This is a genomic window from Achromobacter sp. ACM01 (genome assembly GCF_014851745.1).
Classification (GTDB): domain Bacteria; phylum Pseudomonadota; class Gammaproteobacteria; order Burkholderiales; family Burkholderiaceae_B; genus Achromobacter; species Achromobacter aegrifaciens.
Map to the genome: position 1 here is coordinate 1,002,769 of NZ_JACVAF010000003.1, position 13,673 is coordinate 1,016,441.

The 13,673-nt window shown below is 67.1% G+C and carries 12 protein-coding genes; 11 read left to right on the forward strand and 1 reads right to left on the reverse strand.

Annotated features, from left to right (window positions below; translation table 11 throughout):
- Positions 1-10: 10 nt before the first annotated feature.
- The 11 genes from IB268_RS19415 (at position 11) to IB268_RS19465 (ending at position 12,631) form a co-directional block, all read left to right on the forward strand.
- Positions 11-1,330, forward strand: coding sequence for an aromatic ring-hydroxylating dioxygenase subunit alpha (locus IB268_RS19415; protein WP_054457389.1), 1,320 nt, complete (start codon positions 11-13; stop codon positions 1,328-1,330).
- Entirely contained in the window at positions 1,327-1,818 is a 492-nt protein-coding gene (locus tag IB268_RS19420) for an aromatic-ring-hydroxylating dioxygenase subunit beta (protein ID WP_054457391.1), read from the forward strand. The genes IB268_RS19415 and IB268_RS19420 overlap by 4 nt, the downstream gene beginning before the upstream one ends.
- Before the next feature lie 9 nt (positions 1,819-1,827).
- A complete protein-coding gene (locus IB268_RS19425) occupies positions 1,828-3,462 on the forward strand; it encodes an AMP-binding protein (RefSeq protein ID WP_175213829.1) in 1,635 nt (544 codons plus the stop codon).
- Positions 3,459-4,625 carry a thiolase family protein gene (locus tag IB268_RS19430; RefSeq protein ID WP_192354650.1) on the forward strand — a complete coding sequence of 389 codons (1,167 nt, stop codon included), beginning with the start codon at positions 3,459-3,461 and terminating at the stop codon, positions 4,623-4,625. Before IB268_RS19425 ends, IB268_RS19430 begins: the two co-directional genes overlap by 4 nt.
- A complete protein-coding gene (locus IB268_RS19435; protein ID WP_175181118.1) occupies positions 4,622-5,863 on the forward strand; it encodes an SDR family NAD(P)-dependent oxidoreductase in 1,242 nt (413 codons plus the stop codon). Before IB268_RS19430 ends, IB268_RS19435 begins: the two co-directional genes overlap by 4 nt.
- A gap of 43 nt (positions 5,864-5,906) precedes the next feature.
- Positions 5,907-6,692 carry a cyclase family protein gene (locus IB268_RS19440; protein ID WP_054457398.1) on the forward strand — a complete coding sequence of 262 codons (786 nt, stop codon included), beginning with the start codon at positions 5,907-5,909 and terminating at the stop codon, positions 6,690-6,692.
- Between the two features lie 50 nt (positions 6,693-6,742).
- On the forward strand, positions 6,743-7,471 hold the full coding sequence (locus IB268_RS19445) for an SDR family NAD(P)-dependent oxidoreductase (RefSeq protein WP_059371593.1): 729 nt from the start codon (positions 6,743-6,745) through the stop codon (positions 7,469-7,471).
- Positions 7,472-7,661: 190 nt separating this feature from the next.
- Complete coding sequence (locus IB268_RS19450) at positions 7,662-8,813, forward strand: ABC transporter substrate-binding protein (protein ID WP_054457402.1); 1,152 nt, start codon at positions 7,662-7,664, stop codon at positions 8,811-8,813.
- 238 nt (positions 8,814-9,051) lie between these two features.
- Entirely contained in the window at positions 9,052-10,092 is a 1,041-nt protein-coding gene (locus IB268_RS19455) for a branched-chain amino acid ABC transporter permease (RefSeq protein WP_192354651.1), read from the forward strand.
- Positions 10,089-11,882 (forward strand): ATP-binding cassette domain-containing protein, encoded by a 1,794-nt coding sequence (locus IB268_RS19460; RefSeq protein WP_192354652.1) that lies wholly within the window; start codon positions 10,089-10,091, stop codon positions 11,880-11,882. The genes IB268_RS19455 and IB268_RS19460 overlap by 4 nt, the downstream gene beginning before the upstream one ends.
- Entirely contained in the window at positions 11,882-12,631 is a 750-nt protein-coding gene (locus IB268_RS19465) for an ABC transporter ATP-binding protein (protein ID WP_192354653.1), read from the forward strand. Before IB268_RS19460 ends, IB268_RS19465 begins: the two co-directional genes overlap by 1 nt.
- A 44-nt stretch (positions 12,632-12,675) precedes the next feature.
- On the opposite strand, the gene IB268_RS19470 is transcribed toward IB268_RS19465, so the two are convergent.
- A complete protein-coding gene (locus tag IB268_RS19470; RefSeq protein ID WP_054457409.1) occupies positions 12,676-13,611 on the reverse strand; it encodes a glycosyltransferase family A protein in 936 nt (311 codons plus the stop codon).
- Between the last annotated feature and the right edge of the window lie 62 nt (positions 13,612-13,673).

The window sequence follows — 13,673 nt, forward strand, 5'->3', positions numbered from 1 at the left end:
AAGCGCCCTCATGGCCAAATACCGCGACAACCCCGACGCCATCCGCGCCCTGCTGCGCGACACCGAGGTGCACAAGGATCTGTTCATCGACCAGGAGCTGTTCGAGCTGGAGATGGAACGCCTGTACGCCAACACCTGGGTCTACGTCGGCCACGACAGCCAGGTCCCCAACCCGGGCGACTACATCACCACCACAGTGGGCAACCAGCCCGTGGTGATGGTGCGCCACAGCGACCGCTCGGTGCGGGTGCTGCACAACCGCTGCCCGCACAAAGGCACCATGGTGGCGGGTGAAGCCTGCGGCAACACCGGCAAGTTCTTCCGTTGCCCCTACCACGCCTGGACCTTCAAGACCGACGGCAGCCTGCTGTCCATCCCGCTGAAAAAGGGCTACGAGAACACCGGCCTGGAAAACTGCGAAGCCAGCCAGGGCATGGCTGCCGTGAAGGACGTGAAGAACCATCGCGGCTTCGTGTTCTGCCGCCTGAACCCCGAGGGCCAGTCCTTCGAGGATTTCTTCGGCGAATCGCTGTCCACCCTGGACAACATGGTCGACCGCTCGCCCGAGGGCCGGCTGGAAGTCGCCGGCGGCGTGCTGCGCTACATGCACCGCTGCAACTGGAAGATGCTGGTCGACAACCAGACCGACACCTGCCACCCGATGGTGGCGCATGAGTCCTCCGCAGGCACCGCCGTGAAGGTCTGGGAACAGGCGCCGGAAGGCACGCCCAAGCCCATGGCCGTCGAGTTGTTCGCCCCCTTCATCTCGCCTTACGAGTTCTTCGAGAACATGGGCATCCGCGTATGGGAGAACGGCCACGGCCATACCGGCGTGTCGGACTCCATCCATGCCTCGTACTCGGGCATTCCGGGCTACTGGGACTCCATGGTCGCGGCCTACGGCGAGGAACGCGCCAAGCAGATCCTGGGCGACGTGCGCCACAACACCGTGTACTTCCCCAACATCATGGTCAAGGGCCCGATCCAGACGCTGCGCGTCTTCAAGCCCATCGCAGCCGACCGCACGCTGGTGGAATCCTGGACCTTCCGCCTGGTGGGCGCGCCCGACCTGCTGCTGGAACGCACGCTCATGTACAACCGCCTCATCAACGCGCCGACCTCCGTGGTCGGGCACGACGACCTGGAAATGTACGAGCGCGCCCAGGACGGCCTGCAATCGCGGGCGCGGGACTGGGTCAACGTGGGCCGGCTTTACTCGCCCGACGAGGTCGGGCAAAAGAACGTCGCCACCAATGGCACCAATGAATGGCAGATGCGCAACCAGTACCGCGCATGGGGCCGCTACATGACCGGACCGGAGTCGGTATGAGCGCAAGCGACCGCGAGTTGATCGATTTTGTCTACGCCGAGGCGCGCATGCTGGACGAGCTGCGCTTCGAGGACTGGCTGAACCTGTACACCGAAGACGGCTACTACTGGATGCCGCTGGCCCATGGCCAGACCGATCCCAAGCTGCACGCCTCGCTCATGTACGAAGACAAGCTGCTGCTGCGCGTGCGCGTGGAGCGGCTGGCCGGCCAGCGCACGTTTTCGCAACAGCCCAAGAGCCGCTGCCACCACTTGCTGCAGGCGCCCACGGTGGAGCACGGCCATCCCGATGCCGCCCCCGCCGAAGGCCGCCACGTGGTACGCACCGCCTTCCATTACGTCGAGACGCGGCAGGACGCGCAGACGCTGTATGCAGGCTGGACCACCCACCACCTGGTGGAGCAGGACGGCGTCTTGCGCATCCGTCTCAAGCGCGTGGACCTCGTCAACTGCGACGCGGCCTTCGGCAATATCCAATTGTTCATGTAGGAGCGGCTTGTGAGCACCACGGTCCATCAGGCATTCCGCGACACCGCGGCCCGCTACGGCGCCCAGCCCTTCCTGTGCATCCTGCCGGAAACGGCCCAGGCCTATGGCATCGCCGCAGGCGAACTAAGCTACGCCCAGGCCGCCGAGTCCATCGAGGCCCTGCGCGCGGCCTATGCGCGCGCCGGCTACGGCCACGGCCACCGCGCCGGCCTGCTGCTGGAGAACCGCCCCTCGTTCTTCCTGCACTGGTTCGCGCTGAACGCGCTGGGCGTGTCGGTGGTGCCCATCAACCCCGATCTGCGCGCAGCGGAACTGGAATACCTGACGGGGCATTCCGAGATCGCTTTGGCCGTTGCCCTGCCGGAACGCCATGCCGACCTGCTGGCCGCGGCAGAACGCGCCGGCCGCGAACTGCGTGTGATGGGACCGGACGACACGCCGCCCGCCGCGCCCTTTGCGGCGCCGCTGGCGGGCAGCGAGCCCGATATCCTGACCGAATGCGCCCTGCTCTATACCTCCGGCACCACCGGACGGCCCAAGGGCTGCATCCTGCCCAACCGCTATTTCCTGCATGCCGGCGGCTGGTACGCGCGCATCGGCGGCTTGTGCGAACTGCGCCCTGGCCAGGAACGCATGCTGACGCCGCTGCCCCTGGTCCACATGAACGCCATGGCGTACTCGGCCATGGCCATGCTCCTGACCGGCGGCTGCCTGATTCCGCTTGACCGCTTCCATCCCAAGACCTGGTGGGACAGCGTGCGCGATTCCGGCGCGACGGTGCTGCACTACCTGGGCGTCATGCCCGCCATCCTGATGAAGGCCGAACCGTCCGCACGGGATAAGCAGCCCGCCATCCGCTTCGGCTTCGGCGCGGGCGTGGACCGCAAGCTGCACCAGCCCTTTGAAGAACGCTTCGGCTTTCCGCTGCTGGAAGCCTGGGCCATGACCGAAACTGGCGCGGGCGCCGTCATCATCGCCAACCATGAGCCGCGCCACATCGGCAGCAGCTGCTTCGGCCGCGAGGAAGAAGACGTGCTGGTGCGCATCGTCGCTGATTCCGGCTTGGAAGCCGCCGCCGGCGAACCGGGCGAATTGCTGGTGCGCCACGCCGGCGATGACCCGCGCTACGGATTCTTCGCCGGCTACCTCAAGGACCAGGACGCGACCTCCCAGGCCTGGGAGGACGGCTGGTTCCATACCGGCGACATCGTGCGCCGCGACGCCGACGGCGCGCTGCGCTTCGTGGACCGCAAGAAGAACGTCATCCGCCGCAGCGGCGAGAACATCTCCGCAGTGGAAGTCGAAAGCGTGCTGCTGCAGCACCCGCTGGTGAAGGCCGTGGCGGTCGCCGCGGTGCCCGACGCCGTGCGCGGCGACGAAGTGCTGGCCTGCGTGGTGCCCGAAAGCCTGCCGGCCGAGGGCGTCGCAATGGCCGAGGCCGCCCGCAGCATCGTGCAATGGAGCCTGGAGCAGCTGGCCTATTACAAGGCCCCCGGCTACGTCGCCTTCGTCGACAGCCTGCCGCTGACCACCACCAACAAGATCCAGCGCGGCGAAATGAAAGCCCTGGCGCCCACGCTGCCCGGCACGGCCCGCTGCGTGGACACCGGCCACATGAAGAAGCGCCAGGAGCCCGCGCGATGAACCGCCTGGGCTATGACGGCGTGGTGGCGGCCCTGCCCGTCACGATTCCGTATGAACGCTATTCCACCCATGCGGCCCACTGGTGGCTGGGACGGGCGCTGGGCGCGCTGATCCGCCAGGCCGGTATCGCCAAGACCGAGGTGGACGGCCTCTGCGTGTCCAGCTTCACCCTGGCGCCCGACACCGCCGTCGGCCTGGTGCAGCACCTGGGCATGAGCCCGCGCTGGCTGGACCATATCCCCATGGGCGGCGCCAGCGGCGTGGCCGCCTTGCGCCGCGCGGCCCGCGCCGTGCAGGCCGGCGACGCCAGCATCGTGGCCTGCATCGCAGGCGACACCAACCACGTGGACTCGTTCCGCAACACGGTCAGCCAGTTCTCGCGCTTCGCGCAGGACGCGGTCTATCCCTATGGCGCAGGCGGCCCCAACGCCAGCTTCGCGCTGCTGACCGCCAACTACATGCGCGCGACCGGCGCCACCCGCGAGGACTTCGGCAAGCTTTGCGTGGCGCAGCGCGACAACGCCCTGCGCTATCCGCACGCGCTGATGAAGAAGCCGTTGACGCTCGCCCAGTACCTGGACGCCCGCGTCATCACCGACCCGATACACCTGTTCGATTGCGTGATGCCCTGCGCCGGCGCCGACGGCTTCCTGGTCATGAGCGAAGACCGGGCGCGCGCGCTGAACCTGCCCTACGCCCGCATCCTCTCCACCATCGAACGCCACAACGCCTGGATCGAGGACCCGATCCAGACCCGCGGCGGCTGGACCGTGGACCTGGACGAACTCTACGGCCAGGCCGGCGTCCAGCCCGGCGACATGGATTTCCTGCAGGCCTACGACGACTATCCCGTCATCAACCTGATGCAGATCGAAGACCTGGGCTTCTGCCCGAAGGGCGCGGCCCCCGACTTCGTGCGCAACAACAGCTTCACCGTGGACGGCAGCTTTCCCTTCAATACCAACGGCGGCCAGTTGTCCGTGGGCCAGGCCGGCGCCGCCGGCGGCTATCTGGGCATGGTCGAAGCGCTGCGCCAGTTGAGCGGCACGGCCGGCGGCACGCAAGTGCCCGACGCCCGCCTCGGCATGGTGAGCGGCTTCGGCATGATCAATTACGACCGCGGGCTGTGCACGGCCGCGGCCATCCTGGGGAGCCACGCATGACCGAACCCTTGGCCAAGCCGCCCCGCAAGAACCCGATCGCCCGCACCCGCCAGCCGACGCTGCCGCCGGGCTGGCGCAGCCGCAGCGCGCTTGGGCTGACCGCCGCCGCAGCCGAGGGCCGCTTCGACCTGCAGACCTGCGCCGATTGCGGCGCGGTCCAGTATCCGCCCCGCGAAGTCTGCGGCCATTGCCTGTCCGAGCATCTGCCCTGGCGGCCTGCCGATCCCAGCGGCGTGCTGCTGGTCAGCACCACCCTGCATCACAGCAACGACCTGTATTTCCGCGAACGCCTGCCCTGGCGCGTGGGCACGGTGCGCATGACTGCCGGCCCATCCGTGGTGGCGCATGTGCACCAGGACTGCGCCGACGGCGACCGCGTGCGCCTGGCGCTGAAGCTGGACCGCAGCGGCCAGGCCGTGATGATCGCCCTGCCTGAAAGGAATACGCCCAACATGGAAGACGACAAGACCCTGCGCGAAACCTCTTGCGATCCGAAGTTCCGCCGCGCGCTCGTCACCGACGGCAAGTCGGCGGTGGGCCAGGCCGTGGCGCGCGCCCTGCTGGACGCCGGCTGCCCGACCGTGTTCCTGGGCGACCCGCAAGCCTGGAAGCGCGACGCCGCCTACGCGGCCCTGGCGGCAGACCCGCGGGTGCAGGCGGTGGTGCTGGACGTGACCGATACCGATTCAGTCGAGCGCGCCGCCGCCTCCATCGGCGGCAAGGTCGAGATCCTGGTGAACACCGCCGACCTGGAACGCGAAGGCGGGCTGCTGAACCGCAAGGACGTGAACACGGCGCGCGACGCCATGGACGTGAACGTGCTGGGGCTGATGCGCCTGGCGCAGAGCTTCGGCCCGGCCCTGTGCGGACGCGCGGCGGACGGCGTGAACAGCGCCACGGCCTGGGTCAACGTGCTGTCCATCTACGCCCACATGAACCTGCCGTCGCGCGGCATGTGGTCGGCGTCCAAGGCGGCTGCGCTGTCCCTGGCGCAATGCCTGCGCGCCGAGATGCGCGGCGCGGGCGTGCGGGTGGTGAACGTGTTCCCCGGGCCGGTGGATCACGAATGGGAGCAGCGCACGCCGCCCCCGCGCGTGGCGCCTGCCGCGATCGCGGCCGCCATCGTGCGCGCGCTCAAGGACGGCATCGAGGACGTCTACGTCGGCGATGTCGCGCAGGAATTCCGCGCCCGGCTGGCGGAAAACCCCAAGGGACTGGAACGGGAGCTGGGAGCCTGACGGCCCGCCGCCCCGACAACGTACGAACCTAGAGGAACAGCACATGAGCCAAAACATTCTTGCCCAATTCATGGCCGAACTGATGTCCGGCCGCATCCGCGTGGTGGACCTGACCGAAACGCTGACGCCGGAATTCCCGACCATCGTGCTGCCGCCGGAATTCGGCCAGGCCTGGCCGTTCCGCATCGAGGAGATCTCGCGCTACGACGAGCGCGGCCCCGCCTGGTACTGGAACAACTTCTCGTGCTCCGAACACACCGGCACCCACTTTGACGCGCCGGCCCACTGGGTCACGGGCAAGGACCAGCCGGACAACACCGTCGACACCATTCCGGTGGAAGCCTTCATCGCCAGCGCCTGCGTCATCGACTGCTCGGCCGAGTCGCGCGACAACCCCGATTTCCTGCTGACCATCGACTTCGTGAAGAAATGGGAAGAGCAGCATGGCCGCATTCCCGCGCGTTCCTGGGTGCTGATGCGCACCGACTGGTCCAAGCGCGCCAAGCCCGCCGATTACCTGAACCAGCAGGAAGACGGCGCGCACTCGCCCGGCCCGGACGCTGAAGTGGTGCCCTGGCTGATCAAGGAACGCGACGTGCACGGTTTCGGCACCGAGTCGGTCGGCACCGACGCGGGCCAGGCGCAGCACCTGGATCCCCCCTATCCTTGCCACTACTACATGCATGGCAACAACCGCTACGGCCTGCAATGCATGACCAACCTGGACCAGCTGCCGCCCACCGGCGCGGTGATCTTCTCTGCGCCGCTCAAGATCCGCAGCGGCTCGGGCAGCCCGCTGCGCGTGCTGGCGCTGGCGCCCAAGGCCTGAGCAGGCCGCCCCAGAGCCGGCCTCACGACAACGACAACAGGGGGATACCCATGACGCACACCAACGTCGCCATCGTCACCGGCGGCAGCGCCGGCATCGGCGCCGAAATCTGCCGCAGCATGCTGGACGCGGGCTACGAAGTGATTTCCATGGCACGCCGTGCCGCCGACTTCAGCCACCCGCGCCTGCACAACGTGCAGGTGGACCTGCTGGACGCCGAGGCCACCGCGCAAGCGGGCGCCGAAGCCGCTGCCAGGTTCCCCATCAGCCACGTCATTCACAACGCCGGCGTCATCTGGCCCAACCTGCTGCCGCAGGTCACGCAGGAAGAACTGCACGGCCTGACCCAGATCCACCTGGGCGCGGCCATCAGCCTGGTGCAGGCCGCCCTGCCCGGCATGCAGGAGCGCAAGTTCGGCCGCATCGTGATGATGTCCTCGCGCGGCGCACTGGGCCTGCCGACCCGCACTGCCTATTCGGCCACCAAGGCCGGCATGGTGGGCATGGCGCGCACCTGGTCGCTGGAGCTGGCGCCTTATGGCATCACGGTCAACGTGGTGGCTCCCGGTCCGATCCAGACCGACATGTTCTACGAGGTGATCGAGCCCGGCAGCGAGCGCGAAAAGCAGCTGGCGGCCGGCATACCGGTCAAGCGTCTGGGGCGTTCCGACGACGTGGCGCGCGCCGTCATGTTCTTCTCGGATCCCGCCAACAGCTTCGTCACCGGCCAGACGCTGTTCGTCTGCGGCGGCGCCAGCGTCAGCTCCATCACCATCTGAACACGCGTCGCGCGAGCCCGCTTCGGGTTTTGACGGATAGGTAAGCACTGCGGACCAGGTCTACAGTGCGAGCCTGCGCACAGAAAGTTTAAGCAACAAGTATTAAAGCAAACCAAGCAAGCACAGAAGTACCCGTTTTCTCCGTTTTCCAGCCGCACCCCCACCCTGCTCCCTATCCGGAGGTTTTGCCATGCTGTCGAAGAAACTCCCCCTGGCCGCTGCCGCCGCGGTAGCCGCGCTGTTCGCCCTGCCCGCCCTGGCCCAAGTCAAGGTCGGCGTCGTCACTTCATCCACCGGCCCGACGGCCCTGGTGGGGATTCCCCAGAAGAACACCGTGCCGCTGCTGCCGAAGAAAATCGGCGACCTGACCGTGGAATACATCTCGCTGGATGACGCCAGCGATTCCACCAACTCGGTGACGGCCTTCAAGAAGCTGATCTCGGAGCAGAACGTGGACGCGCTGATCGGCCCGTCGGGCTCGCCCAACGCCATGGGCGTGATCCAGTTCGCGGCGGAAGCCGGCGTGCCGATGCTGGCGCCCGTGGGCACCGCCGCCGTCGTGCTGCCCATGAACGACCAGAAGAAGTGGGTCTTCAAGACCACGCAGAACGACGACATCATTGCGCGCGCGCTGGTCGACCACATGGCCAAGACCGGCATCAAGACTGTCGGCTTCATCGGCCTGAACGATCCCTATGGCGAGAACTGGTACAAGGTCTTCTCGGGCATGGCCGCCGAAAAGGGCATCAAGATCGCCGCCAACGAACGCTACCTGCGCTTTGACAGCTCGGTCACGGGCCAGGCGCTGAAGATCCTGGCCGCCAAGCCGGACGCCGTGCTGGTGGCCGCCCCCGGCGCCGCCAGCGTGCTGCCCCAGACCACCCTGTTCGACCAGGGCTACAAGGGCAAGTTCTACCAGACCCACGGCGCGGCCCTGCCCGACTTCCTGAAGCTGGGCGGCAAGAAGGTCGAAGGCACGGTGCTGGCCGCCAGCCTGATGCTGGTGCTGCCGGAAATGCCGGACAGCAACCCGTCCAAGAAGGTCGCTTCGGACTACATCGCCGCCTACGAAAAGCTCAACGGCTCCAAGCCCGCCACCTTTGGCGCCAACGTCTATGACGCCGGCCTGCTGCTTGAGAAGGCCGTGCCGCTGGCGGAAAAGGCCGGCAAGCCGGGCACCAAGGAGTTCCGCAACGCGCTGCGCGATGCGCTGGAACAGACCAAGGAGCTGGTTGGCACGCAAGGCGTCTACAACATGACGGCCGCCGACCACAGCGGCTTTGACGACCGCGGCCGCGAGCTCATCACCGTCAAGGACGGCGCCTGGACATTGGTGAAATAGTCCCCCCCCGAAGCGCTGCGCGCTTCCCCCCCAGGGGGGCATGCCTGCGGACCGGCAGAGCCCGGCTCCGCAAGGTGGACTCCCCCCGAAGCGCTCCGCGCTTCCCCCCAGGGGGCATGCCTGCGGACCGGCAAAGCCGGCTCCGCGGCATCCCGAGGATGCGCAGAGTTTGCTCCGTGGGCGCGCGGATGGGGAATGAGGTGCCTGGCGTGCTTGTCTGTCTTACCCGGAATTTCGCATGAATGCTCAGATTGCCCTGATACTCGGGCAGGACGGCATCACCAACGGCGCCATCTATGCGCTGCTGGCCTTGTCCATCCTGCTGGTCTTTACCGTCACCCGCGTGCTGTTCATCCCGCAAGGCGAGTTCGTCGCGTTCGGCGCGCTCACCATGGCCGCGTTGCAGGCCGGCAAGCCGGTGCTGCTGGTGTGGCTGCTGTTTGCCTTCGCGCTGGCCGAGGTCGGCGCCGATCTGCTGGCGCGGCGCAAGCGCCCCGGGCGCAACCGCGGCGTCTGGCGCATGGCGGTCAAGGTGGCCTATCCGCTGGTGCTGGCCGCGCTGCTCTACAACCTGCCGCTGGCCCAGCTGCCGATGGCGGCGCAGGCGCTGCTGACGCTGCTGCTGCTGGTGCCGATGGGACCGCAGCTGTACCGCTTGTTCTACCAGCCCATCGCGTCGGCCTCGACGCTGGTGCTGCTGATCGTCTCCATTGCCGTGCACCTGGCGCTGGTGGGCCTGGGGCTGCTGGCCTTCGGCGCGGAAGGCGCGCGCACGGCGCCCTTCAGCGACGCCAGCCTGGCGCTGGGGCCGTTGAACGTCAACAGCCAGGCGCTGTGGGTGGTGGCGGTGTCGGCCTTGCTCATCGTCGTGCTCTACCAGTTCTTTGAACGCTCGATGTACGGCAAGGCCCTGCGCGCAGCCGCCTTCAACCGGCTGGGCGCGCGGCTGATGGGCATTTCGCCGATCTTCGCCGGCAAGGCCACGTTCTTCCTGGCTGCGCTGATCGGCACGGTGTCGGGCATCCTGATTGCGCCCATCACCACCATGTACTTCGACTCCGGCTTCATGGTCAGCCTGAAGGGCTTCGTGGGCGCCATCATCGGCGGCCTGGTGAGCTATCCGCTAGCCGCGGCCGGCGCCATCCTGGTCGGCCTGATCGAAGCCTTCTCCTCGTTCTGGGCCAGCGCCTACAAAGAAATCATTGTGTTCACGCTGATCATCCCCGTGCTGCTCTGGCGTTCACTGAAAAGCCATCACGTCGAGGAAGAAGACGAATGAACCCGCGCCACATCCTCTTCGCATTCCTGGCGCTGCTGGCCCTGGCGCCGCTGGCGCTGCCGCCGTTCTACGTCACCTTGCTGAACTACATCGGCCTGTACGCCATGGTGGCGCTGGGCCTGGTGCTGCTGACCGGCGTCGGCGGACTGACGAGTTTCGGGCAGGCCGCGTTCGTGGGCGTGGGCGCCTACACCACGGCGTTGCTGACCACCCGCTCGGACACGCTGCCGTCCTGGCTGGCATGGCTGGGCGCATCGCCCTGGCTGACCCTGCTGGCGGGGCTGTTGCTCACGCTGGTCATCGCTTACCTGCTGGGCGCGATCACGCTGAAGCTGTCGGGGCATTTCCTGCCACTGGGCACCATCGCCTGGGGCCTGTCGCTGTACTTCGTCTTCGGCTCGGTGGAGGGCCTGGGCGGCCACACCGGCATCCCGGACATTCCCGCCATCAACCTGTTCGGCTGGACGCTGAACCAGGGCGACAACATCTACTACCTGATCTGGGCCTTCCTGCTGGTGGCCGTATGGTCCACGCAGAACCTGCTGGATTCGCGCGAGGGCCGCGCCATCCGGGCGCTCAAGGGCGGCCGCGTGATGGCCGAATCGATGGGCGTGGATACCGCGCGCTCGCGCATGGTGATCTTCATCATCGCCGCGCTGCAGGCCTGCGCCTCGGGCTGGCTGTACGCGCACATGCAGCGCTTCGTGAACCCCAACCCCTTCGGCCTGCAGATGGGCATCGAGTACCTGTTCATGACCGTCATCGGCGGCGCGGGACAGGTCTGGGGCGCGCTGGTCGGCGCGGGCGTCTTCACCGTGCTCAAGCAATGGCTGCAGGACTGGATGCCCAAACTGCTGGGCCAGACCGGCAACTTCGAGGTGATCGTATTCGGCTTCGGCATGGTGCTGCTGCTGCACCGCGCCCGCAGCGGCCTGTGGCCGGTGCTGACGCGCTGCGTGCCGGTGAAGAAGCAACAGCGCAAGCTGGACATGAACGCCGAGCCGCTGCCGCGCAAGCCCATGCCGCCGCGCGGCGAGGTGGTGCTCAAGGCCGTGGACGTGACCCGCAAGTTCGGCGGCCTGGTCGCCAACAACGCCATGAACCTGGAAATCCGCGCAGGCGACATCCTGGCGCTGATCGGGCCCAACGGCGCGGGCAAGAGCACCATGTTCAACCAGATCTCGGGCGTGGACACGCCGACTTCCGGCACGGTGACGCTGCTGGGCCATTCCGTGGCCGGCGTCGGCGCGCGCCGCATCGCGCGGCTGGGCCTGTCGCGCACCTTCCAGCACGTGCGCCTGCTGGGCCGCATGAGCGTGCTGGAGAACGTGGCCATCGGCGCGCATCTGCGCGGCCATCGCGGCGTGCTGCCTGCCGCCTGGCGGCTGGACCGCGCCGAGGAAGCGCGCCTGCTGGCCGAAGCCGCCCGCCAGGTCGAGCGCGTGGGCCTGGGCAAGCATCTGCACGACGAGGCTGGCTCGCTGGCCCTGGGACAGCAGCGCATCCTGGAAATCGCCCGCGCGCTGGCGTCCGACCCCTGCATCCTGCTGCTGGACGAGCCCGCCGCCGGCCTGCGCTACCAGGAAAAATGCGAGCTGGCCGAATTGCTGAAGAAGCTGCGCGCCGAAGGCATGGCCATCCTGCTGGTGGAGCACGACATGGACTTCGTGATGGGCTTGGTGGACCGCGTGGTGGTCATGGACTTCGGCGAAAAGATCGCCGAAGGCCTCCCCGCCGAGATCCAGAACAACCCCGCGGTGCTTGAAGCCTATCTGGGCGGAGTGGAATGATGAGCGCGAAACTGCTGGAAGTGCGCGACCTGCGCGTGGCCTACGACAAGGTCGAGGCCGTCTCGGGCGTCAGCCTGGAAGTAGGCGAAGGCCAGATCGTGACCGTAATCGGCCCCAACGGCGCCGGCAAGACCACCTTGCTGTCTGCCATCATGGGCGTGCTGCCGTCCAGCGGCCGGATCGTCTTTGGCGGCAAGGTCCAGGAGCATGCCGAGATCGAGGAAATGGTGGCGGCCGGCATGAACCTGGTGCCTGAGAAGCGCGAGCTGTTCGCCGAGATGACGGTGGAAGACAATCTGATGCTGGGCGCGTTCCACCGCTTCCGCAGCGGCCTGCGCGACCAGGACCAGACGCTGGCCGAGGTCTATGAACTGTTTCCGCGCTTGAAGGAGCGCCGCGCCCAGCTGTCCGGCACGCTATCCGGCGGCGAACGCCAGATGCTGGCGGTGGGCCGCGCGCTGATGGCCAAGCCCAAGCTCCTGATGCTGGACGAGCCCAGCCTGGGCCTAGCGCCGCGCATCGTGCGCGAAGTGTTCCGCATCGTCACGCGCTTGCGCGAGATGGGCGTGTCCATCCTGCTGATCGAACAGAACGCCCGCGCCGCGCTGCAGGTGGCGGACTATGCCTATGTGCTGGAAACAGGCGCCGTCACGCTGGAAGGCCCGGCCGCCCAGGTGGCGGAAGACCCGCGCGTGGTCGAGGTGTATCTGGGACTGGGGCACGGAGCCGCTGCCTCAACGCCCGCCTGAAACGCCGGCAGAAGCCTGCCAAGGGCCTGCCAGCTTGGCAGGCTTCAGGCCACGCCGCGGCGTCTGTCGCGGCGGTACATGGCATAGCCCAGCGGCCACAGGGCCGCGACCATGAACTTCGCCATGGGATTGGTCAGCTTGTAGGCTTGCACCGCCGTCGGCACGCCGGAATGCTTCAGATGCAGCCGAAAGCGCGTGTAGCGGATCGCGGCCATGATGAATTCGCGCGGCCGGTAGCGGAAGAATTCCAGGTGATGCTGCAACACGTCCCAGGCCAGCAGGTACAGGCCTTGGGCATTGTTGCCCACGGAAACCGCGCCCTGGCTCAGGCCGCCGGGCGTGTCGTGGTAAGTCCGCACCACGCGGTTGATGAAGCGGCTGAGATACCCCGCCCGCGCAATCGCCCACCACACCAGGCTTTCGGGCACAAAGCCCGCGACATCCTCGGGGAAGGGATACTTCCTGAGAATGTCGGTGCGCATACAGCCGAATTTCTCGCCTTTGATGCGATAGCGGAAATAGACATCCACCGCCGTGCTGTCGAACACGTCCTGCGGATAGCGGTCGCCGACGATGCTGCCATCGGGACGCGCACACAGGCCCGTTACGGCCACGTAGGATTCGCGCCGCGCCGGCGGAATGCTGTCCCAGGCCTCCTTGAATGTGGCCAGGGCATCGGGCGGCATTTCGTCGTCGCTGTCCAGCGCGACGATGAGTTCGCCGCGCGCCTCGCGCACGCCACGGTTGAAGGCGGTTTTCTTGTGGCGGTTGTTCTGCCAGAAATAACGGATGGGAAAATCGGCGCGCGCCTGCCAGTCCAGGATCGATTCGTGGGTGTTGTCGGTGGAACCGTCGTCCACCACGACCCATTCGAAATCCCGGAAAGTCTGCCGGGAAAGGGATTCATATACCCGGTGCAGCGTGCCCGCCCGATTGTAGGTGGGCGTTAAAACAGTGAATAAAGTTGGTGTGTCGGTCATGCCCACTGAGCCCCTTTGCGATGCGTCGAGCAAGCGCTGCGGTCTTGGTTTTGGTGTTTTCG